Annotated in this window: 30 protein-coding genes and 2 pseudogenes; 8 read left to right on the top strand and 24 right to left on the bottom strand. The window is 70.7% G+C overall.

Annotated features, from left to right (window positions below):
* Nucleotides 1-32 precede the first annotated feature (32 nt).
* The 4 genes from ABT154_RS25400 (at nt 33) to ABT154_RS25385 (ending at nt 3,189) form a co-directional block, all read left to right on the top strand.
* Nucleotides 33-257, top strand: coding sequence for a hypothetical protein (locus ABT154_RS25400; protein ID WP_351859364.1), 225 nt, complete (start codon nt 33-35; stop codon nt 255-257).
* Entirely contained in the window at nt 254-919 is a 666-nt protein-coding gene (locus ABT154_RS25395) for a plasmid mobilization protein (RefSeq protein WP_351859362.1), read from the top strand. The genes ABT154_RS25400 and ABT154_RS25395 overlap by 4 nt, the downstream gene beginning before the upstream one ends.
* Nucleotides 919-2,676 carry a relaxase/mobilization nuclease domain-containing protein gene (locus tag ABT154_RS25390; protein WP_351859361.1) on the top strand — a complete coding sequence of 586 codons (1,758 nt, stop codon included), beginning with the start codon at nt 919-921 and terminating at the stop codon, nt 2,674-2,676. The genes ABT154_RS25395 and ABT154_RS25390 overlap by 1 nt, the downstream gene beginning before the upstream one ends.
* Before the next feature lie 108 nt (nt 2,677-2,784).
* Nucleotides 2,785-3,189 carry a hypothetical protein gene (locus ABT154_RS25385; RefSeq protein WP_351859359.1) on the top strand — a complete coding sequence of 135 codons (405 nt, stop codon included), beginning with the start codon at nt 2,785-2,787 and terminating at the stop codon, nt 3,187-3,189.
* 131 nt (nt 3,190-3,320) lie between these two features.
* Here ABT154_RS25385 and ABT154_RS25380 read toward each other — a convergent pair whose 3' ends face one another.
* Nucleotides 3,321-4,502 (bottom strand): Shedu anti-phage system protein SduA domain-containing protein, encoded by a 1,182-nt coding sequence (locus ABT154_RS25380; protein ID WP_351859357.1) that lies wholly within the window; start codon nt 4,500-4,502, stop codon nt 3,321-3,323.
* Between the two features lie 252 nt (nt 4,503-4,754).
* Between ABT154_RS25380 and ABT154_RS25375 the strand changes: the two genes are divergently transcribed.
* Together ABT154_RS25375 and ABT154_RS25370 are read left to right on the top strand one after the other, a co-directional pair.
* Nucleotides 4,755-5,402, top strand: a complete 648-nt coding sequence (locus ABT154_RS25375) for a hypothetical protein (protein WP_351859355.1) — start codon at nt 4,755-4,757, stop codon at nt 5,400-5,402.
* A gap of 541 nt (nt 5,403-5,943) precedes the next feature.
* Nucleotides 5,944-8,466, top strand: coding sequence for a hypothetical protein (locus ABT154_RS25370; protein WP_351859353.1), 2,523 nt, complete (start codon nt 5,944-5,946; stop codon nt 8,464-8,466).
* A 179-nt stretch (nt 8,467-8,645) separates the two neighbouring features.
* Here the strand turns inward: ABT154_RS25370 and ABT154_RS25365 are convergent, their stop codons facing one another.
* The 7 genes from ABT154_RS25365 to ABT154_RS25335 form a co-directional block, all read right to left on the bottom strand.
* On the bottom strand, nt 8,646-8,876 hold the full coding sequence (locus ABT154_RS25365) for a hypothetical protein (protein WP_351859350.1): 231 nt from the start codon (nt 8,874-8,876) through the stop codon (nt 8,646-8,648).
* 31 nt (nt 8,877-8,907) lie between these two features.
* Nucleotides 8,908-9,225, bottom strand: coding sequence for a hypothetical protein (locus tag ABT154_RS25360; protein WP_351859348.1), 318 nt, complete (start codon nt 9,223-9,225; stop codon nt 8,908-8,910).
* A complete protein-coding gene (locus ABT154_RS25355; RefSeq protein ID WP_351859346.1) occupies nt 9,222-9,464 on the bottom strand; it encodes a MarR family transcriptional regulator in 243 nt (80 codons plus the stop codon). The genes ABT154_RS25360 and ABT154_RS25355 overlap by 4 nt, the downstream gene beginning before the upstream one ends.
* Before the next feature lie 496 nt (nt 9,465-9,960).
* Nucleotides 9,961-10,173 carry a hypothetical protein gene (locus ABT154_RS25350; protein ID WP_351859344.1) on the bottom strand — a complete coding sequence of 71 codons (213 nt, stop codon included), beginning with the start codon at nt 10,171-10,173 and terminating at the stop codon, nt 9,961-9,963.
* A 41-nt stretch (nt 10,174-10,214) separates the two neighbouring features.
* Nucleotides 10,215-10,475, bottom strand: a complete 261-nt coding sequence (locus ABT154_RS25345; RefSeq protein ID WP_351859342.1) for a hypothetical protein — start codon at nt 10,473-10,475, stop codon at nt 10,215-10,217.
* 105 nt (nt 10,476-10,580) lie between these two features.
* Nucleotides 10,581-10,706, bottom strand: coding sequence for a hypothetical protein (locus ABT154_RS25340; RefSeq protein ID WP_351859340.1), 126 nt, complete (start codon nt 10,704-10,706; stop codon nt 10,581-10,583).
* Nucleotides 10,707-10,835: 129 nt separating this feature from the next.
* Nucleotides 10,836-11,183 (bottom strand): SPDY domain-containing protein, encoded by a 348-nt coding sequence (locus ABT154_RS25335; protein ID WP_351859338.1) that lies wholly within the window; start codon nt 11,181-11,183, stop codon nt 10,836-10,838.
* A 223-nt stretch (nt 11,184-11,406) separates the two neighbouring features.
* Here ABT154_RS25335 and ABT154_RS25330 point away from each other — a divergent pair, with 223 nt between their 5' ends.
* Nucleotides 11,407-11,673 (top strand): hypothetical protein, encoded by a 267-nt coding sequence (locus ABT154_RS25330; protein ID WP_351859337.1) that lies wholly within the window; start codon nt 11,407-11,409, stop codon nt 11,671-11,673.
* Between the two features lie 4 nt (nt 11,674-11,677).
* On the opposite strand, the gene ABT154_RS25325 is transcribed toward ABT154_RS25330, so the two are convergent.
* The 15 genes and pseudogenes from ABT154_RS25325 to ABT154_RS25255 all read right to left on the bottom strand — a co-directional run bounded on the left by ABT154_RS25325 (nt 11,678) and on the right by ABT154_RS25255 (nt 23,323).
* Nucleotides 11,678-12,166 carry a hypothetical protein gene (locus tag ABT154_RS25325; protein ID WP_351859335.1) on the bottom strand — a complete coding sequence of 163 codons (489 nt, stop codon included), beginning with the start codon at nt 12,164-12,166 and terminating at the stop codon, nt 11,678-11,680.
* A 51-nt stretch (nt 12,167-12,217) separates the two neighbouring features.
* Entirely contained in the window at nt 12,218-13,156 is a 939-nt protein-coding gene (locus tag ABT154_RS25320) for a DUF317 domain-containing protein (protein ID WP_351859333.1), read from the bottom strand.
* 129 nt (nt 13,157-13,285) lie between these two features.
* Nucleotides 13,286-14,137, bottom strand: coding sequence for a winged helix-turn-helix transcriptional regulator (locus ABT154_RS25315; RefSeq protein ID WP_351859331.1), 852 nt, complete (start codon nt 14,135-14,137; stop codon nt 13,286-13,288).
* Nucleotides 14,134-14,802, bottom strand: coding sequence for a hypothetical protein (locus tag ABT154_RS25310; RefSeq protein ID WP_351859329.1), 669 nt, complete (start codon nt 14,800-14,802; stop codon nt 14,134-14,136). The genes ABT154_RS25315 and ABT154_RS25310 overlap by 4 nt, the downstream gene beginning before the upstream one ends.
* Nucleotides 14,799-15,278, bottom strand: coding sequence for a hypothetical protein (locus ABT154_RS25305; protein ID WP_351859327.1), 480 nt, complete (start codon nt 15,276-15,278; stop codon nt 14,799-14,801). The genes ABT154_RS25310 and ABT154_RS25305 overlap by 4 nt, the downstream gene beginning before the upstream one ends.
* Entirely contained in the window at nt 15,275-16,057 is a 783-nt protein-coding gene (locus ABT154_RS25300; protein WP_351859325.1) for a glycosyl hydrolase, read from the bottom strand. Before ABT154_RS25300 ends, ABT154_RS25305 begins: the two co-directional genes overlap by 4 nt.
* The gene (locus tag ABT154_RS25295; protein ID WP_351859323.1) at nt 16,054-16,671 is read right to left on the bottom strand and encodes a DUF4913 domain-containing protein; all 618 of its coding nucleotides are present in this window, start codon (nt 16,669-16,671) and stop codon (nt 16,054-16,056) included. The genes ABT154_RS25300 and ABT154_RS25295 overlap by 4 nt, the downstream gene beginning before the upstream one ends.
* A gap of 93 nt (nt 16,672-16,764) precedes the next feature.
* Nucleotides 16,765-17,670 (bottom strand): annotated as a pseudogene (locus ABT154_RS25290) (DNA cytosine methyltransferase); the annotation flags it as partial.
* A 121-nt stretch (nt 17,671-17,791) separates the two neighbouring features.
* A pseudogene (locus tag ABT154_RS25285) lies at nt 17,792-17,965 on the bottom strand (DNA cytosine methyltransferase); the annotation flags it as partial.
* Nucleotide 17,966: 1 nt separating this feature from the next.
* Nucleotides 17,967-18,551, bottom strand: a complete 585-nt coding sequence (locus tag ABT154_RS25280) for a hypothetical protein (RefSeq protein WP_351859321.1) — start codon at nt 18,549-18,551, stop codon at nt 17,967-17,969.
* A 43-nt stretch (nt 18,552-18,594) separates the two neighbouring features.
* Nucleotides 18,595-19,770 carry a DnaB-like helicase N-terminal domain-containing protein gene (locus ABT154_RS25275; protein WP_351859319.1) on the bottom strand — a complete coding sequence of 392 codons (1,176 nt, stop codon included), beginning with the start codon at nt 19,768-19,770 and terminating at the stop codon, nt 18,595-18,597.
* Nucleotides 19,767-19,997, bottom strand: a complete 231-nt coding sequence (locus ABT154_RS25270; RefSeq protein ID WP_351859317.1) for a hypothetical protein — start codon at nt 19,995-19,997, stop codon at nt 19,767-19,769. Before ABT154_RS25270 ends, ABT154_RS25275 begins: the two co-directional genes overlap by 4 nt.
* Nucleotides 19,994-21,781, bottom strand: a complete 1,788-nt coding sequence (locus ABT154_RS25265) for a type IV secretory system conjugative DNA transfer family protein (protein WP_351859315.1) — start codon at nt 21,779-21,781, stop codon at nt 19,994-19,996. Before ABT154_RS25265 ends, ABT154_RS25270 begins: the two co-directional genes overlap by 4 nt.
* A 266-nt stretch (nt 21,782-22,047) precedes the next feature.
* On the bottom strand, nt 22,048-22,944 hold the full coding sequence (locus ABT154_RS25260) for a hypothetical protein (protein ID WP_351859313.1): 897 nt from the start codon (nt 22,942-22,944) through the stop codon (nt 22,048-22,050).
* Nucleotides 22,916-23,323 carry a hypothetical protein gene (locus ABT154_RS25255; RefSeq protein ID WP_351859311.1) on the bottom strand — a complete coding sequence of 136 codons (408 nt, stop codon included), beginning with the start codon at nt 23,321-23,323 and terminating at the stop codon, nt 22,916-22,918. Before ABT154_RS25255 ends, ABT154_RS25260 begins: the two co-directional genes overlap by 29 nt.
* Before the next feature lie 706 nt (nt 23,324-24,029).
* On the opposite strand from ABT154_RS25255, the gene ABT154_RS25250 reads away from it, so the two are divergent.
* Complete coding sequence (locus ABT154_RS25250; protein WP_351859310.1) at nt 24,030-25,346, top strand: outer membrane protein assembly factor BamB family protein; 1,317 nt, start codon at nt 24,030-24,032, stop codon at nt 25,344-25,346.
* A gap of 162 nt (nt 25,347-25,508) precedes the next feature.
* On the opposite strand, the gene ABT154_RS25245 is transcribed toward ABT154_RS25250, so the two are convergent.
* Nucleotides 25,509-26,273 (bottom strand): hypothetical protein, encoded by a 765-nt coding sequence (locus tag ABT154_RS25245; protein ID WP_351859308.1) that lies wholly within the window; start codon nt 26,271-26,273, stop codon nt 25,509-25,511.
* Nucleotides 26,274-26,323: the final 50 nt, after the last annotated feature.

Below are 26,323 nucleotides of genomic sequence, written 5' to 3'. Positions count from 1 at the left end.
CACCCCTCCAGAGCAGAAGCGGAGAACACCCGATGCGCACCCACCCGGCCACTCCCGCCGAAGTCGACTCCTGGCTGACCGTCCTTCACCAGCGCGGCCACCTCCACCGCGCCCAGTCCGGCCCCGACACCACCTGGATCGTGCAACGAGAGCAGCACAATCGCCCCTGGACCCTCCACCACCCGGTCCTCGCCATGGATTGGATCGAGGAACTCGTCCGCGAAATCCAGCAGCAGAACCCCGAGACGAGCCGATGACCACCGACGACCCGGCGGTGACCACCGCCGGACAGCAGCGTGACCCCACAACGGATCCTGGCGGAGCAAGCTATCGCGTACGACGGTCCTACGGCCCGTCGCACGCACTTGCCCCCGCCCAGGAGGGCGGGGGAAGCCCAACTGGTTCCCGAGCGAGGGCGCTCGGGAACCAGCCGGGCAACCGGCACCAGGGGGCGCCGGTCACCGGGGGAGGTGCAGCAGACGACCACGCCGACCGCGAGCAGCCGAGCCCGAGCACGCCCGCCTTCCCCGACCGCAAGCCGCGCCGCCGCAGCCGCAACCCGAGCGAGCGCACCCGCAAGACGACCACCCGCCTCTCTGACACCGAGAAAGCCGAGATCGTCGCCGCCGCGCAGCGCGGCGTCACCGTCGCCCGATTCCTCGCAGCTGCCGGCCTCGCAGCAGCCCGCGGTTCGACCGCCCTGCACACCAACGAACGACTCGACACGGCCATCGACGAACTCGCCGCCCTGCGTACCGCCCTGGCCCGGATCGGCAACAACATCAACCAGATCGCCTACGTCCACAACGCCGGCGGACAGCCCCGCCCCGGCGAACTCGAACACGCACTGAGCGTTCTGACCCGGTCCCTCGGTCGCCTCGACGACGCGGCGAACGAGTTGGTGACCAGGCGGCTGTGATGGTTCCCGACATCGGACGCGGCTCGCGCACCCACGGACTCCTCGTCTACCTCTACGGCCCCGGCAGGCGCGAGGAACACACCGACGCGCACCTCGTCGGCTCCTGGGACGGCTTCGCCCCCGACCCCGGCCGCGACACCGACCCGCAAGTCACCCTCGCCCGCCTCACCGCCGCCCTCGACCTCCGGGTCAAGCAGGCCGGCGACCGCGCGCCCGCCAAGCACGTGTGGCACTGCTCGGTCCGGACCGCCCCCGGCGACCGGCGGCTCTCCGATGAGGAGTGGAGCGCCGTCGCCCAGCGCATCGTCCACGCCACCGGCATCGCCCCGGACGGCGATCCCGACGGCTGCCGGTGGATCGCCGTCCGCCATGCAGAGGACCACATCCACATCGTCGCCACCCTGGTCCGCGGTGACCTGCGCAATCCCCGCCTCAACTACGACTTCAACAAGGCCCAGGCTGTCTGCCGGCGCATCGAGCAGGAAATGGGCCTGCGCCGCCTCAACGCCGGTGACGGCACCGCAGCGAAGAACCCCACCAGCGCCGAGAAGTTCAAGGCCGAACGCACCGGCCGCCCCGAGACCTCCCGCGAGACGCTCCGCGAAGCCGTCCGCCAGGCCGTCGCGGGAGCGGACGACGAGAAGGAGTTCTTCACCCGGCTCCGCGAGGCGGGCCTGCGCGTGAAGGTGCGCCATGCCCCGTCCGGTGACGCGCTCGGCTACAACGTGGCCCTGCCCGGCGACCGCAACCGTCACGGTGAACCGGTCTGGTACTCCGGCTCCAAGCTGGCTCCCGACCTGTCCCTTCCGAAGATCCGCCTCCGGCTTGCCGACGGTACCGCCGAGCGGGCAACGCCTTCAGCTGCCGAGGGCCGGGCGGACTGGTCCCCGCCCGCCCGAGAGCGACGCAGCGCCACCGGGATCGCCGAGCGTGCCGCCGTCCTCCTCGACGGCGACGACGATGAAGCCGCCGCCCAGCTCGCCGGCGTCGGAGAACTCCTGGACGCGGTCGCCCAGACCTCCCCGGCCGCCGCCCGCGCCGAGCTGGCTGCTGCCGCCCGAGCCTTCGAGCGGGCGACCCGCAGCCACGTCCGAGCAGAGCGCGCCGACATCCGGGCTCTCCGCTCGGCCGCCCGGGGCATCGTCCAGGCCGGCGGCGCGCTCGGCCGGGGCGAGGACGGCGGCACCACCGCCATGCTCCTCTCCACCCTGGTCCTGGTCACCCTCGCCGCCGCCCGCTGGCACTCTGCCCGCGGTCACGCCCAGCAGGCCCACGCCTCCCGACAGGCCGCCGAGCACCTGCGCATCGCCTACCGCCAGGCCGCCGCCACCCCGATGCGGGTGCTGCACGACCAAGGTCGTGCCCTCCCCGAGGCCCAACGCCGGACACACGGGGCCACCCTCCGCGCGGCTCTGCCGGAGCAGGGCGTACGAGCAGATGGCATGCCGACGAAGACCGACGCCCTGGTCGCCACCCTCGCCCAGGCCGAGCAGGCAGGCCACGACCCCGAGGCCCTCCTGCAACAGGCCATCGACATGCGCGAACTCGACACCGCCGCGGACGTGAACGACGTCCTGGTCTGGCGCCTGCGCCGCCTCGCCCAGCTCCCCGCCCACCCGGGCGAAGCTCCTCGTCGCCCGCAGGCCGGCACCCGCCCGACCAAGACCTCGGCCAACCGCACCAGCGAACGGAACGCACCCACAGCGGCGCCGCGTCCCGCCGTCACTGACCCGCGCAGCCGCCCACCGCGCCGCTGATCAGCGCGCCCGGAAGGCCGGCCACCGACCGACCGGACTCCACGAAATGCATGGGCAGCCGGTTCCACCGGCTGTTACGGATGGAAACAGGAAGCCCTCGACCGGGAGATGACGCTCGTGCTCAGAACCACCGACCGCACCACGGAGCCGGCACCCGCGCTGCCCGTCCTTCCGACCGGCACCGACCCTCTGCTGCAACTTCAGTACGAGACGCAGCCGACCGACGGCCCGGGCGCGACGCGCTGCGTCAGCCACCCACACGAACTCTCCCTCGGCGGCATCCCCGTGATGTGCTCGGCCTGCCGGGCCCGACGCGACTGGCTGCTCATCAACCACGGCCGCAACGTCTGGATCCGCTGCCGGTGCAGCAACCAGTGGCTCGAACCCGAGATCAGCCGCGCCGACTTCGACGCCCTGATCGACGGCCCGGACGGGACGACCTACCCCAGCGTCGAGGAGGGCCTGGTCGCGCTCGGCTTCGACGGCGTCTTCGCCGGCATCTACCTGGCGTAGCGAGCGGCATTGCAGTGGATGCAGCGGCAGCATCCGTTGCCGCCAGCTCTGTTCGCTCGACAGGTGGCTCCATCTCGCCTGGGCCACCCTTCGTGTTCGTGAAGCGGGAGGGATGGATGTGACGGCCGGTTTCAAGCGAGCCGAAGGCGCTGGTCGGGGGCGTCTCGGCGCAGGGGGTCGGGGAACTCGTTGATGCGCATCAGCCAGTCGTAGGTGCGTACCTGGATGTGTGAGCGCCGGGCATGCAGTTCCCGGATTTCGGCGGCTGCGTCGTCGTAGGTCTCACGGGCCATAATGATCAAACCTGGGACTTCGGCGGTGATGCCCGGCAGGCCCAGTCCATCGGCGTCGCGCGCGGAGCGGGCGTAGTGCAGGTTGGTGGACAGCCACCTGCGCCAATCCTCGATCTGGTCGACGGCGTGCCGCAGCGTGGCCGTCGCCCGCTTGTTGCCGGGGTTAGTCAGGCGACTGACCGGGCTCTCCAGTTCGACCAGCGTCCACCGAACTCCGAGCGAGGTCTGACCGGCGATCATGAAGTCGGCCATGTAGTGGTTCCCGAGCTGGACCTGGGGCCGGATCCAGGTGTCGTGGGTGCCCACTACGGTACCGGCCAGCAGCGCCGGGTGCTTCTCCAGGAGCCGCTGCATCGCGGCCTCGTCGTCGGCTGTCTCCAGTGCGTTGCGCAGTGCCTCGACCGCCGCCGGGGTCGCTGGAAAATTGATCCTCCAGCGGTCCAGCTGCGCCTCCTGGGCTCGGGTGATCCGCGCCGGGTTGCTCTGAACTGCAGCGGCGTATTCGCGGGCCAGGCGGAGCTGATCGAGATAGTCGTCCTCACCGGGGCGGGTGATGCGGGTGACCCGGGACGGGGCCGTGCCGAGCCCGTGGCCGCCGCGGAAGTGAAGCCGGCCGTTGTCGCCGACTGATGAAATCTCGCCGTACAGATCCGGGCCCCTGCGCCGATCGCGAGCGGTAACAACGTCATCGACCGCGGGCTCTAGCCGACGCAGGGCGGCGACGGACTCGCGGTCACGGGCGACGCTCAGCCAGGCGTTAAGCACCTCCCGGCACCCGAGCCTGTCCATGTCGGGAACCGCGAGGTCTGTGCGGTCCGCGAGATCGAGGAGGGCCTCGTACTCGTCGTCGCCGAAGTCCCCTGCGAGCGCGAGCCCCAGAGGCGTTCGCAGCAGGACGCGTAGCTCGGCGGCAGCGACCAGCGCGGGTGTGGCCTGCCCCAGGGGCAGGCCCAGGGCACGGGCGACGGTGATCTGCTCGGCCGTCGGCGCCGCACATTTACGTTCGAGGCCCTCGGCCACGACCTGCCACCTTAGCTCTGGCACTTCCCCTCCTTGTGAAACGACGCGCCCACCGTAGCCACAATCGGCGCCGGGGTTGTCTCGTGACAGCGAACCTTCAGCGATTGCCATCGAAGGTCGGCCACCTCAAGCGGCGCTGTCAGTGCTCGCTGATACAGATGCCTCATGCCTAGCAACCGCCCGCCCATGTCTCGGCCGTTACGGGAACTGCTCCATGCCATGCGACGCACAGGATGTGCTCTCCAAGACCCGGTGCTGACCGAGGGGCGCCCCGCCGACGATCCTGAAGCTGCGGCTCTCTCCTGGCATCGCAACAAGCACAGTACTGATCATGCGGAGGGGTTCGACCGGCTGACTCAAGGTCGACTCCAGATCGCACATGTGCGTAGCTGGCCAGCCATCAAGGCGCTGAGCCGTTCGTTCCCGCAGCTCATAGCCGAGCGGCGCTTTCACTGCTTGGACAACGTGTTGCTCCTCTGTCCAGAAGCGCATGACCTGTATGACGGCGCTGGCTTGTTCGGTACAGATCTGGTGGAGAAGTCAGCCCGCCTGACCTGGGTGCGCCCGGAGGCCCGTGGACCCCTCATGCGGTACCTGTACGCGACAGTAGGAGCGCACGCTGGTCATCAGACTGAGAACACCAACCTTCTTATGGCAGCAGAAGTCCTTCGTAGCGCGCACAACGTTGAGACCCGACAGATCGTGGCCGCCTTCGAAGAACGCTGCCGGGTAGCGATGAAGGCTGTAGAGCGCGGCGACCACACGAAGACGCATCGGGGAGACGTCGCAGTCTTGAGCATGCCGAAGTGGGCCCCTGAGCTGGGCGGGCACCCAGGTACTGCGTCCATCGTCCTCGCTGCTCAGCGACTGGAGGAAGTGTCCCCTCTCACTGAAGGTTGAGCGTTCTCACCGAGCTTTGACCGCCTTGCGGGCCTACTGAGGCAGGAGTACCGCGCATGTCGGAGTTGCTCATCGGTGCACGACCGACGGCACGCAGGCCAGAGCCGAGTAGCCCGGCTTGCCAGTTGTTGCTGCTCCATTGCCATCGCGCCTTACCTCAAATCGGCCTTTGGGCGGCACAGGTGGTTGTTATTTCACCTGATCTAATGAAGTCCGCCGTCCTGGTTCGGCATTGCGTGAGAGCGGGTGGCAGATTCCGTGGTGCACGTCGGTGGCTCATCACCGGCGTCCGCCTCGTGCCGCCGTCGGCGGAGCAGGAGCAAGTTGCGAGACGTCCAGACGCCACCGAGGCGTTGTTGGGGCTGATCGTTCTTCGGGCGTTGGCAGGTGGGCCGTACGGGGCGAGGACCGCCGCATACCCCTTCAGGGTGTCGGGTCATTCCTCGCCGGCACGAGGCTTCGGCGCTCGGGCGCGTGACACGCTCCCGACGGACGGGGGCTTGCGTGTTCGCCCGGGGCACCCGGGTGAAAGGACAACACCATGGTCGCGAAACGACCTGACGGCATTTACCCGGGCATCGGCACCGACGCCTACGGCCGGAACCTCGCGGACGCCATCGCGAACACCTGCGCGGAACTCGGGGTCGTACCGCCTCCGCGGCAGGCGATCAGCGAGGGACTGGCCACCGCTCTCCCGGACACCGAGATCAAGCGCCTGATCGCCACCCGAAGCGGCAAGAAGGTACTCAAGCCCTCGGCTTACCGTCTCGTGCAGGCCGGCGACGAGCAGGTACTGCTGCTGATGTGTGACGTCCATGGTGCTGCGGTGATCCCGTGGGACCTTAACGACCGCACCGTCAACTGCTGGTCACCGCCCGTTGCTGGGGCCAGCCAGTGCGTCAAGGACCTCGTTGCCGCTGAGCAGGCGCTGCACGAGGCCAGGAAGACCGCGAAGACCGCCGAGAAGGAGCGGGAAACTTGCCGCCGGGCGGCCGGTGACAGCACCTACGTCGCACAGGCCCTGGCGGCGGCCACGCAGAAGCATGAGGACGCTGAGCGCCGCGTGGGGGAACTTGACGGCCAGCGCCAGGCCCTCCTCACCGCCCTCGGTGGCCGCCGGCCGCGTCCTGTGGTCCGGGCGGCGGAGGAAGAGGGGGAGCCGAAGGCGGCACTCGCTCTCGCCGAGCAGCCCTACGACGTGGCCGTCCACATGCAGCGGTACGCCGCCGAGAATCTGGAGCGTGCCGGGCAGACCCGCGGTTATGACCTGGCAGAATCCCTTGTGGACGCGGGCCAGCTCTCCAAGGGCATGAACGTCCTGCAGCAGTGGCAGATCACCCGCCCCGACGGCACGGTGTCGAAGCTGTGGCGCCTGGCCGCCGTGACCGGGAACAACCGTGCACTGGCCCGTCTCAACATCTTCCGCGTGCGGCCGGAACACCTGGTCACGGGGATGCCCCAGTCCCTCCTCCCCATGCCGAAGGGCAAGAAGGCCGACCCCGAGCTGCTGCTGCTGAGTCAGCGGGAGATCCTGAACCGGCTTTCCGACCGGCTCAACGAGGCCGCCGCCAAGCCAGAGACGGAGGAAACCGACCCGTCGGTCCGGGCTGGGAAGATCGCCACGGTCTCCGCGGAGATCGTGATCGGCTGCACCAAGCCGGCGGCTCTGGAACACGTACTGCGGACGCTGAACGTCAACGACCACCTGCGCGGCATCCAGCCCTACGACGAGGATGCGCGCCTGATCGCCCTGTTCGCGACACTCGTCGACGCGTACGCCAGGGAATCGCTCCTCGCGGACGCGCTCACCGAGGCGTTCCCCGACGCGCGCGGCGCGGACCTCCTCGACCTGGTCGGTGTGCGCGACGCGCTGACCGCCAACGGACCGCTCGACCCGCTCGCGCCACTCGTGCCCACGGGCGACGACGCCTCCCCTGCCGTGCTCCGCGACATCGCGGTGCGCGCCATCACCGCGCTCGTGTTCCCCGAGATCCCGCCCGAGGCCCCGAAGCGGACGAACGCTCGCACCGTCCGGGACACGGGGCGCTTCTGGCCGATCGTCAGGGGGACACTGCAGGAGCCGGCGTGGAGCCAGACCAAGGCGAAGACGGCAGAGGCACGCACCCGACTGTGGTCCGCCGCCATCGCCCAGCTGTTCCTGCACCGGGGCAATATCCTCTCCGCCCTCGGCCTCTTCGGCGTCCCGGAGACCGCGAAGGGCGCCGGGCAGGACCCGCGGTCACTCAAGGTGCTCCTCCTCGGGGCGGAGGCCGGCGACGCGACCGCCTGGGCCGCCCTCGTCCAGCGCATGGCACCGGCACTGATCCACGCTCCGCAGCCGTTCATCACCGCTGGTCAGGGCAGCGAGGCAGGCGAGGGCCGCAAGGGCGTGCGGCGCACCCCCAAGAGCGCCCTCGCCGCCCTCACCCTGGCGTACACGGCAACCAACGCCCCGAACATCAGCCGGGCACTTCTCCTCGCGTTCGCGAAGGCGGTGCTGGAGCACCCGGACGCGACGCAGCCGCCCGAGGCGGAAGACGGTATGCCTCTGATCTGCTATGGGGAGCAGCACTGGGCCAAGGACCGGACGCCGATCACCGCGGGTATGGTGATCGCTCCTGCCATCGACGGCCAGCCCACCCACTACGTCGCCGACAAGGCGTGGTTCGACGAGACGTTCCCCGTGGAGCTCGGCAGCCCCGCCCCGAGCGACCCCGGAAGCACCACCGCTTCCCCCACGGCCGGAGCCAGCACGAATCCCGCTGTCACCACCGTGCACGGCGCTCCGCCGGCCGATCCGCATGACCAGCTGGTCATGCTGCGCCGGGAGCTTCCCGCCCGTGTGGAACTCGTCGAGGGCGGCTACGAGCAGGCCGTGGACTCCGCCCACACCCTGATGACGGATTTCGAGGAGGCGCACCGCCTGCGAGTCCAGCTCGGAGAGGACGCGCTGCCGGCCGATCAGCGGATCGAGTGGATGGAGAAGCTGACGAAGGCCCGGGCCGCAGCCCAGGCGAGCGTGACAACGCTTGAACAGGTGGAAGCACTGATCTTGCGGGTCTGACCGGCGCGGTAGAACCCGGGTCTTCGTATACCGGCGGGCTCCTCAAGTCAGTCGAGGAGCCCGCCTCCCGTCCTCACCAGAGTGGTGCCCGGTGTGTCAGGGAGTATCGCAAATCGGGGACCAAACGCTGAGGAGCGCCACCGACGGATCGGTGGCGCTCCTCGGCGTTTCAGGTGTGGTCAGCCCCGCTTGGTGTTCCTCGGCAGCCCGCCCCGGAAGTCGCATCCGGGGCACTCGTCCTCACCCTGGATGTGGCCCTCGTACCAGCCGTGGACCGCCGCGTGCAGGATCGCCTCCTCCACCGAGGCTTCAGCGTTGCGGACCGACTCGATGGCGTTGCCGACGATCAACCGGAGTGCGGCATTGTCGGGCGAGGGGAATGGCGGAGACGGCATCGGGGACTCACTCATGCGCCTGACCCTATGGGCGAGCGAGCCGTCATCAGCGGGATCGGCTTTCGGGGAAAGCACGCCTGCCTTGGTCAGGCGGTGAGGCTGAGCCGGACGGCGGCCGGGCGAAGACCAAGCTCGTTCGCGAGGACATCGACGGGCTGGTGGGCGATTCTTCTAGCCGGTGAAGAACAGTGCGATCGGTCGCGGCGGCCTGAGAGCGGCTGATCAGGTAGGCGCCGACGGCACCGGCCGCGACGGTGAACAAGGCGACGGCACAGAGGCCGTAGTCGTCCTGCGCGGCGGCGACGACGGCGGTGACCGCGCCGGCGGCGGTGACCACGAAGGCGCCGACGAGAAGGTTGTTCATGATGCTCCTGAGCCGAGAGGTGACGGAGTCGGTGGGCCGTGCAGGTCGCTGCGGAATCCCCGGCCGATCGGCTTCCAGCCCTGGTACGTGGCCGGCTTCCAGTGGGGCCGGTCCGGCACGCTGTCGTCGTCGGGCGCGGGCAGGCTGCCCCGGCTCTTCCGGCTGCGGGCCGCGCCGACACTGATGCCCAGGTGGGCGGCGACCTCGGTGTAGCCCCAGAGCTGCTGGTCGTCGGCCATCGTGTCCTCCTCGTTCGTCGGGATGAGCGTACGCAACGCATAGCAAGGCCGCCCCTGCCTGATCGGCGAGAGGCGGCCTTCTGCGGCTCTTGGTCAGACCTCGGCGAGGCGGTTCGAGAGGTCCAGGGCGTCGGTCGCGAACGCGAGGGCGGCACAGAGGCCGGTCACCTCGTGGAGGGTCGGGCGGACCAGGCGCGGCCAGTCGTCCGGGGCGGCGGGCCAGGAGGCGAGGTGTACCTCGCTGGTGGCCAGGCCCAGGTGAGCGGTGACGTTCCAACCGGAGCGAGAGGCGGGCTCCCAGTGGAGGCGAATGCGGCCGAGGGGGAGCCTCGGGGCTCTGGCGGCGAGCCATGTGACGTCGAGTGGGCCGTCGTGCCGGGTGGAGACGCGCTGGACCAGCGCGCCGCGGACGCCGTCCGGCAGGGGAAGTGCGGCGAGGCCGTGCAGCGGGAGTATGTGCGACGAGATGAGAGCCTCCGGAGAGTGGGGGAAGGGGTCAGGACCAGGTGAGGGCGCCGCGTACCGACGTGGGGAGGTAGTCCTCCTGGCCGTCGTCGGGGATGAACGCCTTGCCGTCCTGGACGACGACATCGGTCCCCACGTAGTGGGTGAAGGGGAAGTCGGGGTTGACAGCGAGGCGGATCGGCAGGGCGGGGTCGAGGTCCTGGAGCTGGCGGAGCAGGTGGCCGACGGTCATGTACTGGGGCAAGGAAGCCTCCGAAAGCGGTACGGGCGGGCGGGATCGGAGCGTCAGGGAGCGTCGAGACGGAGCAGGTCCCGGAGGATCTTCGGCCCCGGGGCGTGCCCGGCGAGGTGCCGTTTGCGGCACTCGTTGATGTAGCCCTTGCCTCGTTGCTTCATCTCCCAGCCGCCGCACGAGCAGACGGCCTGGGTATACGAGCGCCCCGGGCAGTCGGCGTGGAGCGGCTTGCCGGAGCTGGTGTGCTTGTGGTCCGCCGGGCAGAGGGTGCCGTCGGCATGGTGGTTGGTGAGCGGGGGGTGGAAAGGCACGGTGAGTTCCTCGTGTTGGGGAGGATTCCTTGGACGGCCGGGGCGGAGGAGGTCAGGGCGCTCGGTCATTCGGCGAGGCCGCGCCCGCCACAGGCGTCGTTCGGCTCAGCGGGCGGCACGGCGGCGAAGGGGCTTGGCGCGGCGGCCGTACTGACCGGGCAGGTAGTAGCAGGTGCAGCGACGGGCGAAGGCGCACTTACGGCGGTACGCGGGACAGGTAGCCAGGAGCATGCGTGCGATCGGAACCTCCTGCTGGGCCAGTGAGCGGGGACGGGGTGGCCGGTCGGCCCGGAGGGGGCGGGGACCCGAGAACGGGTGCCGGTGAGCGGGGCGGGCCGGTGGTGCAGCCCGCTCACCGATTTAGCGCGGGGAGTGGGCGACGAGGGCGGCGACGAACCCGGCCACCACCTCGGCAGGGGTGTGGGTACCGAACTCCTGGGCCCACGCGGCACCTTCGGTGGGCTGTACCTGGACCCGCCAGACGATGTCGCGTGTCCAGGCGGCGGGGTCCTCGGGGAGCCAGCCGACGTAGACGCGGCCGTCCGGGCTCGGCGCGTGGACATTGGCCTCCGGGGTGTCGACGACCGTCCAGTCGAGGGCGTGAAGGAGTTCGAGGACCGGGGTGGCGCAGTGGTCCGAGGAGAGCCAGTGGCGGTCTTCCACGGCCGGCCGGACGACGGCGGGCAGGAGGGTGGCGGAGGCGTTCAAGGTTGGACGATCCCTTCGTTGACCTGCGGTTTTCCCGACATCCGTACGTTGACATGGGGTGTGCCGAAGTCCGTAGTCGTTTCTGGGGACGCCCTGTCTGCCGTGGGCGAACTGATCACGGGCGGACGCCCAGAAGGTCGGCGGCAAGGGAATGGAACGACGCTCGGGGGTGTCGTAAACGAGTTACGGCAGCGGGCCGTACGGGACCGAAGGGGGAGCAGGGATGACGGAGCCGAGCAGACATTGGGACGGGGCCGGGCTGGAGCGCAAGATCCGCGCCGCCGGGCGGCCGTGGACCGTGGGTGACATCGCCATGGTCGCCGACGGCCAGTGGGGCGTCGGCGCGCAGTCCGACAGGTGGGCGGGCGAGGACGCGGTGGTGGAGCACCGGGTCGCGGAAGGACGGCACGTCGAGCTGACGGTGGAGGAGCTGGCCCGCGTGGTGGGCGCCCCAACCGAGGACGCCCACCACGACGAAGACCTTGCCTGACCGTTCAACGGCGCGGCCCCGGTGAGGGCGCCGACGGCCCGACGACAGCCGCGGGAACAGGCTGGTCGGGCACCTGGCCCGGGGCATGTGAAGCGAGCCCCGAGCGGGCGACAGCGGCCCGGGACAGGTTCGCCGCCGGCCCCCGGTCCGCGGTCGAGGCGGCTTCGCGTGCTTCGACCACACGCCGGAACGCCTGCACGTACGCACCGCTCTCCGCGAGCGCGACGCGAAGGTCGGCCGCCGAGCTGGAGAGCCGGTCCAGCTCGTAGAAGGCCGGCACATATCCGGGCCGGGTCATGGTGTGCAGGCGATCCTGGTGAACGGACACCGCGTTGTCGGTGATGGCCAGGGCCGTACGGATGTGCATGGCCGAGCGCAGGAGCAGGTTGTCGCAGGCGCGACGGACCGCGAGGACTTCCAGGACCTCGATGGGCTGACCCCAGGCCTTCTCGATCATGGAAGTGGCCTGGTCGAGCGCGGTGGTGTCGGCCATGAAGGAACTCCTGTTGTCCGGAGAGGGTGTCCGGGAAGGTCCGGGCGGGGGTCAGCGGCTGTGCCGGGGAGCCGACGAAGCGGCCGGCTGCCGGGCTGAGGCTGCGGGCGCGAGGGTGCTCGACCGCTTCTGCGCCGAGGGCGTGGTGCGGCTCTGGGCCGCCATCATGCGGAGGTCGGCTGCTGTCCGCGGAGCGTGCGCGGCACGGCGTACGGCCTCGGTGACAGCGGTGCGGCGTACGTCGAGCGGAGTCGGAGAGCGGGAGACCCGGGGATCGGCAGCCGGACCGACCGGCGTCAGCGTGACCAGCGACTCCATCTCGCGGTGGATCATGTGCCGTTCACGGACCACCGGGGCCGAACTGGCCATGACGGCCGCCGTCGCGGCGATCAGATGGGACGGAGTGCGGGCCGTGAACACCGCCTCCGCCCGCGTACCCCAGCCCCGGGGACCGGCCCACAGCATGACGGCCTCGGCGTCTCGTCCGCCGCGAAGGGTATCGATCTCGACACCTGCCAGCCCGTCGGGAGCGGTGATCTCGACGGTTCCGTACTTGGCTGCCCCTCGGCGCCAGTCGGCATCGAGCAGTGGCTGGACGGCGTCAGCCCAGTACAGCGATGGGTCCGCCAGGAAGCGTCCGTTGTTCTCGTACGGGTCGGATTCGGCGTAGTCCTGGGCCAGGGCGGTGGTGAGGCCGGCGACGATCTCGGCCGGGGTGACGTGGTTGAAGGTCGCCGTCCAGCGGGGCGCGGCGACAGCCTCCTCGGCCGCGGTGATCCTCCACAGCTCGAAGTCGTCGCCGAACCAGCCGATCCGGATCCGCTGGTCGGGAGAGGCGACGAGGAGCTGGCAGGGGCCGTCATCGAGGTAGTGGTGCGGCCAGTGGGCCACGGGGGCGAAGCCGGCGTCTCCGGTCCCGTTGGAGCCGGCGAGGTACATGGGGCAGACCAGTACCTCTTCTTGGCGGGACGGGTCGGGAAGGGCGGACATGGTCGAAGCTCCAGGCGCGTGTGGGAGGAGGGGAACGCGCCCGCGTGCGCAGCGCGGTGAAGGGCCGGAGCGCACGCGGACGCCGCTGTGGTGATGGCGGGGTGCCTCTGGTTCTCGGCGCCACTCGGATCACCTGACCCGTCCTGGGGCCGACGGAGCGGTCGCGGATGCCGGCACCCGCGGTTGAGGCTGGGGAGCATGGCTGAACAGGGCATTCGGTACGGCGGCGCTCCGGCGCAGCGCCGCAGCGGTCCGGGCGCCGTCCGACCCCAACGGGATATCAGAGTGGGTTCGTTGGGCCGTCGAGACAGGGGCAGGGGGTGAAGGGGTCCACCGCGTGGCCAAGGGGGCGCTCCAGTGCTCGACGGTCGCGTAGACGGGGCCCAGCTCCCGGCCAGCATCGGTCAGCACGTAGGGGTCGCCGTGGCGCGGGCCTGTGCGGGTGACCAGGCCGTCGGCCTGAAGCCGGAGGAGGCGATGCTGGGTGAGGCTGACGTCCAGGCCGACGCCTTCGGCGATGTGGACGAACCGCATAGGGCCGCCCGCGTCGAGGACTTGGATCATGGCGGTGGAGTGCCGCAGCCGCAGACGCTGTACGGCGTCCTCGACACGTTCGGCTTCGGCCATCGCGCCGGGCGACAGGTAGTTCCGAGACCAATCGGCCAAGGTGCGGTGCACGTGCGTCAGGGACTCGCCGAGGGCGCTGAGCCGGTACGGAGCCCTATGGCGCTTGTCGGTTCGGGTGACCAGTCCGCCGGCGTGCATGGCGGCCAGCCGCTTGCCGACCAGCTGCTCGCTGACGAAGGGGAGCCTGGCGGCGACATCCCGCACCCGCATGGGACGGCCTTCCTGGGCCATGGTCATCACCGACCAAGTGGTCCACTTGGGTCCCATCAGGGAAAACGCGTCCTCGATGCGCTGAGCGTCGAACGAACCGATGGGGAAGAAGGCGGGTCGGTCGGGCGTATCGCGCGGGTTCATTCGGCTGCCTCCATCCGGGCGAGCAGCGAACGGACCAGAGTGGGCAGTCCCCCGGGTTCGCCGCCGGTCCAGATCTGGTCGGCTGCCTCGTCGAGCACGTAGGCGGCGTCTTCGATCAGGCCGCTGGAGATCTCCATGCAGGCGTCGGTGATCCGGGAGGCCGCGAGCAGAGACTGGGAGAGCACGTCGATGTAGTCGCCCGGCGGGAGCCCGGCGGCCCGGGCGGCGGTGCGGATCGCCGCCAGCTCCAGCGCGCTGAAGGCGAAGTCGAACCCGTCTTCCTCCTCGGCGTCCTCGGTCGCGGCGAAGGCCAGGTCCCCGGGTTCCGTGGGGATGACGACGCGCGTGCAGATCTGGTCGACGGCGGTGGTCAGCTCGGCGAGGGACTCGGTGAGCCAGCCCAGCGCGGAGACGTAGGAGGCCAGAGTGAACAGACCCGCCGGCGTGGCGGGACGCGGCTCAGTGGCCATGAACTCTTCGAGTCGTTCGGTCAGTTCGCCCACCACGTGCGGACCGGCGGACAGCGCGCCCAGTACGGGGTGCAGGTAGGAGCGGCTGGCGGCCGTCGGGTACTCGGCGGCGAGGATTTCGGAGACGCTCTGCGCGGCCCCGGTGAGGAGGCTGGCCAGGCCGGTACGGGACAGCGGGGCGCGGTCGGTGGTCATCGCTGGGGGACCTTTCGGGAAGTGGCGGCCGAGGAGAGGGCCACTGTGGGAGGAGCTGCCGGGGCGGCGGCCGTAGGGCGGCCTGCGGTGAGGGAGGAACGGGACCGGGCGGCCTGGACGCGGGCCTCGGCGGCGGAGGCCGTCTCGGTGCCCTGCTGAGGGGCGGTGCGCAGGTGGGCCGTGCGGTAGACCGCGTAGTCCTTCCGGCTTCCGGCGGCGACGAGGTAGACCTCGCGCTTGTGGTTCGAGGTCGGCGGGGCTGGGCGGAACTGGATGACCAGCCGGTAGGCGACGGAGGGGTCGACGTATACCTTGTGAAAGCCGGCGAGGCGACCCTTCAACGGCAGGCAGTCGTCACTTCCGTGGACCAGGTTCTGCAGTTCCAGCAGCGCCAAGTCACGGATCTCATCGGGCAGTTCCCGAAGGTCGGCGATGGCGTCAGGGTGTGCGGCGAAGGCGAAGCGGGCGCGGCTCACATCAGCCTCCCCTGGACCAGACGCTGGGCCGGTCCCACCGGAGGCGTACGGGGGGCGTCGAGGCCCGCCTTCGGTGCCGCGGAGGCGCCGGCCGACCGGGCGAGGGCGATGCGGGCCCGGACGACGGCACCGTTGTGATCGCTGTACTCCGGCGGTTCCGGCAGCGGGCCGCTGCGGTCGTCCAGCCAGGAGCGGGCGGCGCCGACGTCGGCGAAGGCGCCCTCGCGCATCGTGTACGTGCCGGCGTCGTGGTCCCACTCTTCGTGGAAGACCCGAATCGGCGCCTCGGCGGCGCGGGAGTCGCGCGTCAGCGTCCACGTCTCGCACGGCTCGGAGTCCGAGGTGTGGTTGTCGAGGACCTCGTACCGGGTGCCCGACTCCCGGATCTGCCGTTCGACCTGGACCGTGAGGTCGTCGGCGGGCTTCACCAGGCCGTCGCGGACCTTGGCGATCTTCTCGGGCGGGCAGCCGCGTTCGACCAGCCAGTTCTGGGCGAAGGACACCGTGGCGTGGTGGCTCGTCTCCAGGGTGTACGTGAACCGGGTGAGATCCCGGGCGACGGCGATCGCCATCACCTGAGGCGCGCCGGGCGCTCCCCAAGTGGCTGACTGGTCGTGGGCGATGACGAAGCTGTGGGAGCCGTTGGGAGTGGTGTGGTGCTGGGACAGCGCCGTCAGGTCACCGGACCAGAACCTCTCCACCGCCACCTCGGACGCGGCATCGGCGGGGGCGAGCTCGTCGAGATCGAAATCAAAGGCGAAGACGAAGCGGTCGTTCATGCCGCCACCCCCGACTGCACAGGGGCGGGAGTGGTCAGCAGCCGGTGGTTGGGCCGGGTCGGACTGGTCGTGCATGCGGCGAACGGACCGTCCGGGGCGCGGAGGTGCACCAGCGCCTGGTCCAGGTGGTCGCGGTGCCAGGTCGACGGACCGGCCAGGCCGGCTTCGGTGTCGGTGAGCTGCTGCCACGCGAGCCAGAGGGCGTGCAGCCGGGCGACGGCCTCCGGGTGCTCGTGCCACAGCGCGCACCACGGACGCGTCGTGCTGATCTCCCGGCCGTACACCGGCAGGAGGAGGTGGTTCACCCAGTTGCTGATGGCGGCGAGTTCGACGGCGTACGCCTCGCCGCCCAGGGCGAGGATGAACACCGAGGTGGGGCCGTCGGCCTTCTCGGGGCCAGCCGCCCCGGCTTCCGGAGCGCCGTCCGTCTGCTGGTCGGCAGGGAGTAGGGGATCGGGTTCGGAGCCGAGGCGGTCGAGGATGACGCCGTGGCGCCTGACCTCCGCGATGGTCTTGGCGAGGGCGCTGGCGAGGTCGTCGAGGTCTTCGTCGGAGACCCGGAACGGCTCAGGGCCGGGGGCGGGGGCGGGGGCGGTCGGGCTGGTGTCGGACATGAGAGCGTGCTCCATCTGTGAGACGGCGACATGCCCGAGAGGATGCGGCGAATCCGCGGTTTGGCCCGGCCGGGAAAACCCGGTAGGGAGCCGCTACCCGGCCGCGCAGCGCGGACAACGCGCGAACGGCGGTGCCAGCAACTGCAGAGCCCGAGCAGCCTGATGGGGAACGACGCCGTTGCCAAGCGCTGTGAGCTGAGCCGGGCGTCCGAGTCCCGGGGTGGCGGTGACCCAGCCGGCGTCGAGGCCCTGCATCCACTCGACGAAGTCGGCACGGAGCCGACCGGCCGCGTCCGTAGGCGCCGGCGCGGGGCGGGTGAGCGTCTCCCATCGGGCGATGGCGGCTGCGTACGGTCCCCATCGCCGCTCGACTCCTCGGCTTTCGGGGATGGCTCCGCCCACAGCGGCAGGACCACCGCCGACAGGGGAGGGCGCCACCCCTTGCCAGGGCGGCGGCCCGGGGTGCCCGTGTCGCTGGCCCGCGGTGTCGGCAACAGCGAAGCCGCCGCACTGGGCAGGGTCATGTCCCCGTTCCCGTGGCGCTGGTTGGGCGAGCCCTTGATCCCGTTCGACGCCTTCGGGGTCGGCAGCAGGAGCCACTCGACCTCGTCGGCCAGGTTCGGGCCGTGGCCCCCGCTCTTCCTCTTGGCCGGGTGCTGGGAGCCGCCGTTCTTGCCGATGTTGCTGGTCGGCGTCTTGAGCAGGGTCTCCGGCGGGCCAGGCCGTGAGGAAGGTCCGCTCGCGCCGGTGCGGGGCTCCGATGTCAGAAGCGCGAAGCACGAGCCATTTCGCGTCGTACCGGAGGTCGGCCAGGGATCCGAGAACGGCACCGAGTGCCCGCAGAGGAGGCTGACCTGTGGTGTCTCCCAGACACCACGGGCAGGGTTCCACGTCGCCAGGGGAACCGGCGGGGGAGGTGAGGAGGCCGCGCACATTCTCGATCACTACCAAGCAGGGTCGGAGGGCCTCGACCGCACGGGCGACGTGCAGCCACAGCCCCGATCGGGTATGGGAGTTGAGTCCGGCCCGGCGGCCGGCGACCGAGACGTCTTTGACAGGGGAAGCCGGCCGTCAGGACGCACACGCGGGGGACGGTGGACCAGTCGACGGTCGTGATGTCGCCCAGGTTGGGGACGCCGGGCCAGTGGCGGGCCAGGACGCGCGAGGCGTTCGGATCGACCTCCGCGTGCCAGGCAAGCGTGCCGCCGAGAGCGGCCTGCACCCCCAGGTCGAGGCCGCCGTACCCGGAGCAGAGCGACCCGATCAGCGGAGGGCGGGAGACGGTGACGGGCATGTCACCGACCTCGTACGGCCCGGGGCACGAGAGCCGTCGCCGGTGCCGTCGCTGCGGGGGTAGCCGGTACGGCCTCGTAGACGGAGGTGGTGGTCCGGGTGAGGGCGGCCCGGAGCCGTGAGGACGGCGGCGAGACCGCCGTTGAGGCGGCGTGCAGGGAGTCGGCCGCCTCCCGCAGGGCCGTGTCCGCCGTCCCGAGCGCCTCGTCGATCACCCGCCCCGCCGCCTCACGGGCATCCCGGGTTTCGGGCCGCTCGTGCAGGTGCTCGGTCCGTTCCAGGAACGCGAGCTGCTGGGCTACGTCCCCGAGGGCCGTTGCCGCCTCACCGACGGGTCGTACGGCGGCGGAGAAGCTGGACACGGCCAGGGAAGTGCGAGAGCGGTGTTCCCTATTGACGGTGCGGATGAGGACCTCGTCGCCCAGCTCGGTGATCAGCTTGCCGAGTTCGGAGATTTGCTGGGCGACGGCGACGCTGCCCGGGAGACGGTGGGGGTCGCCCGGGACCGGGAGCTTGCCGCGCTGGGCGTCGAAGGCTGAGGCCGTGGCACGTATGGCAAGAGCGTCGGCGAGAGGGTTCGTGGGCACGATGAATTCCTGTACGTGAGGAGGAGCGGTGGATAAGGGCGTGTCAGCTGCGGTTGCGCGAGGGCGGGCGTGCGGCGGTCGGGGTCGGCCTGGGGCCGAGCTGGTCTGGTGGAGGCGGAGCGGGGCGCGGCGTACTGCGGGTGAGGGCCGCGTGCACCCGCGCCGCCGGCGGCCCGCTTGGGGAAGTAGCGGTGGTTGTTGGCGCCCGTGAAGCCGGCCGGCCGTTCGCGGTCTGCCAGCGGGCGCGGATCTCGTCGAGTGGGCCGAGCGCGTGCAGGGCGTGGTTGATGAGCCGTCCAGGGGCCAGGACGTCGTCCTCGGCGAGGGCGCGGACCGCGCGGGCGGAGGTGGCTGCGGTGCGCGTGAGGGAGGAACGCATCACCTGCTTGCCGAGCCATTCGGCGTCGCCGGCCCCCACGCCGTCGCAGATGGCGGCGAACCGGTCTTCCGACAGCGTGCTGTCGGCCAGCAGCCCGCGCCGCTGGGCCTCCCAGAGCAGGGTGATCCGGTCGATGGGCTCGCCCCGGTGGTGCAGCGCCCCGAGGCACCGGTAGAGCTGCCCGTGCACCGGGTCGGCGAAATCCCCGGGACGCAGCCACTCCACTACCTCGCCCATGGCCCCCGGCCGCTCGACGAGGACGGCCAGAAGGAACTCCTCGTCCTCGGCAACCCGATCGGCCTGAGCCGGCGGAAGGGCAGGCGGGTCGGGGGCCTGCGATGTCGCGGGCGCGACCGGTCGCGGTTGGGTGCCCCACCGCCGTGCGAGATCGGTGAGCACCCCCGTCAGGACGTCCGCGTAGTGCAGCGCTCCCTCGACCTCGCCTCGCAGGGCGCCCGTGCGAGCTTCCTGGTGAAGGCGGATCGCGTGCTGGGTGACGGTGCGGTGGATCGCCCCCTCAAGCACCATGCGGCCGTACACCGGAGCGTGCGCCGGACGCGGACAGGCCGAGACCAGGAGATGGGCGTACGAGGCGGTCAGCCCCCGGATGTGGAGGCCGGCCTCGTCGACAGCGTCGGTCACCCACGACAGCGGCACCGGTCCCTCGCCCTCCGCCGCGGGGTGGCCGTCGCCTCGGAGCTTTCGTAGCGCGGCGAACAGCGCCTGGTGGACCGGCCGGTAGAAGTGATCCGGCGCGAGCCACTCCAGGTGCGAGAGCTGGCCCGGGTCGAGCAGCACCGCGCCGAGGACCGCCTGCTCGGCCTCCAGCAGCGGGTTCATCGACGACCTCGCGTGCCGGAAGCGGACGGCTCACTCGGCCGGGCACGCAGATCGGCGACCGCACGGTCGGCAGCGGCCAACGCCTCAGCGAAGTCGTCCAGCACGGTGGCGAAGGAGGGATCGGTGACGGGAACCGACCCGGCATCGCCGACCAGCCACCAACGGCCCTCGCGCAGGACAACCGGAGACTGCGCCAGCCGCGCGGAACGCGGCGTGGGCGCGCTCATGCCGACAGCCCGAAGCCGTCGTGGCCGACGGTCTTCGCCAGGGCCCGCTCGGTGATCGCCTTCGTGGCGCGGGCGGAGGCCGGCCCGACCACCTTGGCGGAGGGCTCCTTGTACCAGGGCCGGATGCTGAGCATGGCGATACGCAGACCGGTGGCCAGCAGCAGCACCTTGCCCTTGGGCAGGGCGCGGATCGCGTCGGGCGGCAGGATCCGCTCGGTGCGCATGCTCACCGAGGTGGACTTGCCACTCTCGCTCGTCGACACCGAGACGGTCTGGACGTCGTGGTCACCGACCTGCCGGCTGAGGCGGTCGGCGAAGTCGGCATCGTCGATGCCCGATCCGACGATCTTGACGGTGGCGGCGGACCAGAGGGCGTCCATCCCTGCCTCGCCCCAGCACCGCTGGCCCTGCCGGTAGCTCTGCAGGATCGTCATCGGGATGACGCCCCGGCTGCCCAGGTGGGAGTACAGGTCTGGCAGGTCCGAGATCCGGCAGACGTTGGCGGCCTCGTCGAGGACGCACAGGGCGGGCGGGTCGAGCCGTCCGCCGGAGCGCTCGGCGACGATCACGGCCGCGCGCATCACCGCGTCGGCCGCCGCCGCGATGATCGCGGACGCGCTGCCTCCGCCGTCCTTGCTCAGCAGGTACAGCGTGTCGCGGGAGGTGGCGAAGGCGAGGGGCCTGAACTCGGGGAGGTCCTTGCTCGGGGTGACCCAGGCGGCGACGTCCGGGTCGAGCAGGCAGCTCGCGTACTGCCTCGCCGTCTCGTAGATGCCGTCGCGGGTCTCGGTCGCGCCGGAGACGGTGCCCTGGAGCTGGGCGGCGACGGCGTCGTGGCCGGCGTCGGTGAGCAGGTCGACCGGGGTCCGGTCAGCGGGGGAGGCGAGCCAGGCCAACACGTCGGTGATCGGCTGCCGATGGCTCGCGGCGGCCAGGAACAAAGCGCCGAGCGTGTTGGACGCGGCAGTGGACCAGAAGTCGGAGCCGCTCGACTCGTCCACGCTCGCCGCGACGAAGTGCCCGGCCAGCCGCTTCGCCCCGGCAAGGTCGCGGGCGTCGGCCAGGATGTCCCACCACATCTCGCGCGGGTGGTGGGCGATCTGCTGGGGGTCGAGGGTCCAGACCGCGCCGACCTCGGCACGGGCGTCCATCGTCGCGGTGAACGCGTCGTTCGCGGCCTTGTTGGAGGTGAGCAGCACCGGACCAGGGGCCGCGAGGATCGCGGGGATCGCCAGCCCGGACGTCTTGCCGGAACGCGGGGCCATGATCGCGACGATCACGTCCTCCCAGGACGCCCGGACATCGGTCCGGCCCGGATCGAGGGTGCCGAGCAGGATGCCGCGGTCGGCGGGAGCGATCTCCTTGCGCTCCCGGTCGCCGAGGGACGGCCGCAGGCTCTTGGCCTTGGCGGTGATCTCCTTGTCCAGCAGCGGCGCCAGGTCGGACTTGCGGGCGAGACCGGTCTTGGCGCCGGAGCGCCAGCGCAGCAACAGCACCAGGCCGGTGGTGATCAGCGCAAGGGTGAGCAGGCCGGGAACGACGCGGACGCCGACCAGCAGCGCGGTGGTGCTCAGGGCCGGCCACAGCACCTCGGGGTGCAGCAGGGCGTCGGTGGCACGGAACGGGGTCCACGGGCCGCTTCCGGCAAGGGAGTTGGTGAGGTTGCCGGTCAGCCAGGCGAGGGAGCCGAAGGCCATGGCGGCGCCGAGGGCGCCGAACAGGAGATAGAGGAGCGCGTCGGATCCGGTGGTGGTCGACGGCACGCTGGTGCGCGGGGAAGGCACGGGTGGTTCCTTGGGGTGCGAGCGGGCAGGGCGGGGCGCGCTCGGCTCTCGTGCAACTCATGGGCCTACTCCTTGCGGATCGAACGGAAGGCTTCATCGGGAGAGGGAGCGGGGCGTTCCGCGGACGGGGCGGCGTGGTGGATGGCGGGGCGCTGGTGCCGGTGTTGGTCCGACTGACGGGGTCCGGTTGTCGGCAAGGGCATCGACCGCTCGCGTGAGGTAGGCGGGAGCCAGGACGGCGGGCGCGTACGACGAGATCACCAGAGTCACCGCCGCGGACCAGGGGCGTGCGACGGCCGCACGGCCACAGTGGAGTGCGTCGCCTCGACGCCGAGGGACGGGAAAACCTTGGCCTTGGCCACGGCTGGCGAAGTGGCCAGAGCGGCGTCCCGGTGATCGGGCAGTTTCGGGGAGCGCGTCCGCGTCTCGGTCTCGGGCTGCTGCGTGTTGCCGACACGGCGCAGCTCGGCCCCGGAATCGACGAGTTCGGACTGCGCCGAGCTGACGAACTCCGCAGCGAAGCCGAACCGGTCGGCGAGCGCGTACGCCTCGTCGTCGAGGTCGTTGATGTGCTCGCTGGCTGCCTCCAACGCCTCGCGGACGCGCTCCAGGGCGCCGTGCTCGGGGTGAAGGAGATGGTCGACCGCCCGCTGAAGGTCGGCCCCGTTCTCGGTCGATCGGATCCGGTCGGTGATCTGGAGGAGTTCCGCTCCGGCGGCATAGAGCCCGAGGGGGTGTGCCGGCGCGCTCATCCGGGCCGTGTCCAGGGAGGGAGGCAGGTCGACGCTGTAGCGGGCGGCGCGGAGCATCTCGGCTGCGTGGGTGGCGATGGCGACCTTGTCAGCGATTGGGGTGGTGGTGGGAAGGCGATGGCGCCGGCCGTGCCAGTCGTCGATCTGCTGGAAGCCAGCATGCTTGAGGATCGAGGCGGAGAGATCGTCGGTGGCCCCCTTTGCCACGACGCTGCCGCTGAACTCGGACGTAATGATGATCGAAGGAGCAGGCACGTGGGCCTCCTGGGCGCGGGGGGTCGGGTCGGGAGCGGCGGGCAGGTGCCTCAGCTCGGCAGCGAGGCGCCGACACTCGGTCTGCACGCGAAAGACGTCGCGGTAGGTGTTGTGGAGACCGCCGTCCTCACGGGCGACGGTGGCGACGATGTGCACCTGCCGGGTCTGGTTGCGCAGGGCGATCCACCGGCAGGCGTCGGGATCGCCGTCCGGGGGCTAGCCCGACGGCGGACACCAGGCTGCGGGCGACGGTGGCCCACTGCGAATCGGTGAGGTCGGACCGATGCGGGTCGGAGCGGACCAAACAGACCCAGGTCGGCTGCACGGGGGCGCGGGCCCCGAGACGCTCGACGGGCGCGTCGAGAGCGCGGGCCAGGTAGGACAGCGAACCCGGCTCGGCGAGCAGTTCGATTGGGGCTCCGTGACCGTCGCCCGCGATCAACCGGGGGCTGGTGTGGTTGCGGCGCTCACCCGGCCCATACAGGTACGCGAGCAGGCCGACGGTGTCGCTGGCGCGCTGCAGGTGGGCGATCACGGTGTCTACCTCGAAAGAGAAGGAAGAAACGAGGGTCCGGAGGTCGGACCAACAGGGAGAGAATCAGCAGGATTCGGGATTTGGCCCGGCCGGGGATCCCTGATAGACGCCGTGCTCACCCGTCCCTGACCTTGACGGGAGAGGAGGACTCGGTGCCCCGCCGCATCGGGGCACCGAGCGGCTAGAAGTAGGGGTTCTCGGTCGCCTTTATGGCCGCAGCTGTGTTCTTCGCGATTTGTGTGTCTCGCGAGACAGGGGGATCGCAATGCCGTCAGCTCGCCACGTTCACCCAGATGGGCACGGGTTGTACGGGGCAGTGCTTTGCCCGGATGAAATCCAATGGTGTACCCCGCCGCCCGACGGGATCATGAGCTGCCGCCGTGCCGCGCCCGGGACGGCGGTCGTTCATGTGCCGCCCTGGGAGGAACCCTGTATGACCCTCGTGCCGATAGTCCGACGCGTGTTCGGCGACGGCCCATTCGCCGAGATCGGAGAACCTGCTCTGGCCGTCGTTGACGAGCGCTCGCGGACGGTCGCTGTGGGTGGGGACCTCGGGCATGTCCAGTGGAGTGGCAGTGGGACTGCGGACTCCCGATGGACGGGGCATCGGATGGGTGTCTATGAGCATGACGGGCTGCGGTGTCGGCACCTGGTGCGGTCTCGGTACCCCGTTCGGTCTCTCGCCTTCCACCCCGTTCTTCCTCTGTTGGCCGTTGGTACGGGGTGCTACGACGGCGGCTATTCCTTCGAGGGTGAGCTGCTGCTGATCCACCTGGACTCCGGCGACGTCGTGTCCACGTTGCTGTACCCGCGGGAGGTGCTCAGCGTGGAATGGCGCAGCGAGACGGCTCTTCGTCTGGTCTTGGCGCCGTGTGACGACTGGGAGAACCCTCAGGCACACGAGCAGGGGCATACGGTCGTCGTGGCTCGCTCGGACTGGCGTGCCGTCGGGCGGGGGTCGATCGGTGCCGAGGAGCTGGCCGCCCCCGCGGAACGGGTCGTCCATCCGGATAACAGTGCGGAGGCCCGCCGAACCCTCGCGGACCTCGCGGCCTCGGCCGGCCGGCAGTGGTCCGTGCGCCGGCGGGTGTGGGCTGTCGAAGGCACGGAGGACGGCCGTGTGTTGGCCGCTCTGGACGGAATCTTGGCGGAGTCGTGGCTGCCATCAGGAGACCTGCAATGGGCGGTTGAGGACGAGGAAGGCGGCCGACAGCTGGTTCTGGCCTCCGACGGCACATCGGTCTGGACTAACGCCGAGCGCCGCAGTCGCCGCAACGGAAGGCGCTGGGAGACCTCCGCACCCCGAGTCGCCCGGATCGCCGTCGACACAGGGCAGGTGCTGGAGACCCTGAGCCCGGGCGTGTTCACGGTTCTTGTCGCAGGCGGCCAAAGGGCGATCCTGAGGCCGTTGGGCGGCCGCCGCAAGCGTCCCGAACGGCTGGTGATGTTCGACCTGGACGGTCCGGTGAACGGCCCTGAGGTCGGCCATTTCGACCTGTTCAATCATCCGTTCGCCGTCCGCCGCGCGAGCCAACCGTACCTCCTGGTCGGTACTGACCCGGACAAGCCGCATAGGGAAAAATGGGTCACCGCCCTGGGCGCCGATGGGACATTGCGGCCGCTCTTCCCGCACTCCTGGGTACCAGCAGAGCACCATTTCGGGGGTCCCGCAGTCGAAATCGGACAGTCCCTGGTCTATGCCGGCGCTGTCCACCATGGCCACGGGCTCCAACCCGGTGGGGCCTACACAGTGCGGCGATCCCTGAACGGCTCAGTGCAGTGGCAGCACCGCACCGATCATCCCGCCACCGCCCTCGACACCGACGGGGACACCGTCTACGTGGCCGACAACTCCGGCGCCCTGACAGCACTGGACGCCGCCGACGGCTCGGTGCGATGGAACACCGAGCTCGAGGTCGAAGGAGCACCGACCACCGCACTGTCCCTTGCTGTCGCGCCCCAAGGGCACTTGCTCATAGGGACCGTCGACGGCCGGATCCTGGAGTGCCCGCCTCGGCCTTGACCCCGAGAGCGAGGCCTTCTGCGCGGCGTAAACGGCGTGCTGAGGGGCCCAGGGCAAGGGGCAGGTTCTCGTCCACTCGCCAAGGAACGACATGGAAGTGGAGGTGGTTGATCGGCCAGATGGTCTTCACGGCCATGGGCGGTATTCCTTACGGGAGTTGGGTCAGCGGTTGCGGGAGAATGCGATGCGGGGGTCGACCGGCCGGGCCGCCGAGTTGGCGGTGGCGGGAGCTGGCACCGGAGCCTTGCCCGGGAGACTGGCGAGGGTCGGGCTGGCGGCAAGCGCGGCGGCCCTGATCGGAGAACTACGGCCAGCGGCCTGGATGCGGTCGCGGGACGAGGCGGGCGCGGGGCGATGGCGGGCCGCTACGTCCTCGGCGAGGCGGGGCTGCACCGCGACCTGGACACCGGAACGGTGCAGGGCCAGCGTGGCGTCGGCTACTTCCCCCAGGGCCTCGTCGCGGCTGGTGGCGGCGGGCAGTGTGTAGATGTCCAGGCGCGGATCGTGCCGCCAGCCGTGTTCGACCAGGGCGAGTCCGGTGAGTCCGGAGGCGCGGCTGTCGATGGCCGCGACGATGCCGAGCCGTGGATGCTCGGCGAACGCGACATCTGGCTCGGCGTGCGGAGCCCGGGACGGGACGGGCCCCGCGCCAGGCAGGAGGGAGGGGTTGAACACGGCGTCCGTGTCGACCCGGAAGCCGGCATTGCGCAGCAGCGCGGCGGCCCGCGTGGCGCGGCCCTGCCCGTCACGCTGCTGGTCGGTCAGGGCGTACAGGGTCGGCTCGCCCAGGACGGAGCGGAAGTCGAGCCGCTCCAGCATCCAGGTGCTGGCGGCGAGGTTCTTGGGGTTCGCGGCGACGATGCCGTAGTCGGGGTGGCGGCCGACGGTGACGTCGGCAAGCAGTTCTTCGGCGGAGGTGGGCAACACGGTCGATCCATCCGGTGCGGGCTCGATGACGGGGGAGGTCGAGGGCCGGA

Origin of the sequence: Streptomyces sp. NPDC001728, assembly GCF_040297565.1 — a bacterium.
In the GTDB taxonomy this organism is placed as follows: Bacteria; Actinomycetota; Actinomycetes; order Streptomycetales; family Streptomycetaceae; genus Streptomyces.
Note: the sequence above shows the minus strand (reverse complement) of the source record. Positions and strands in the feature narration are given on the sequence as shown.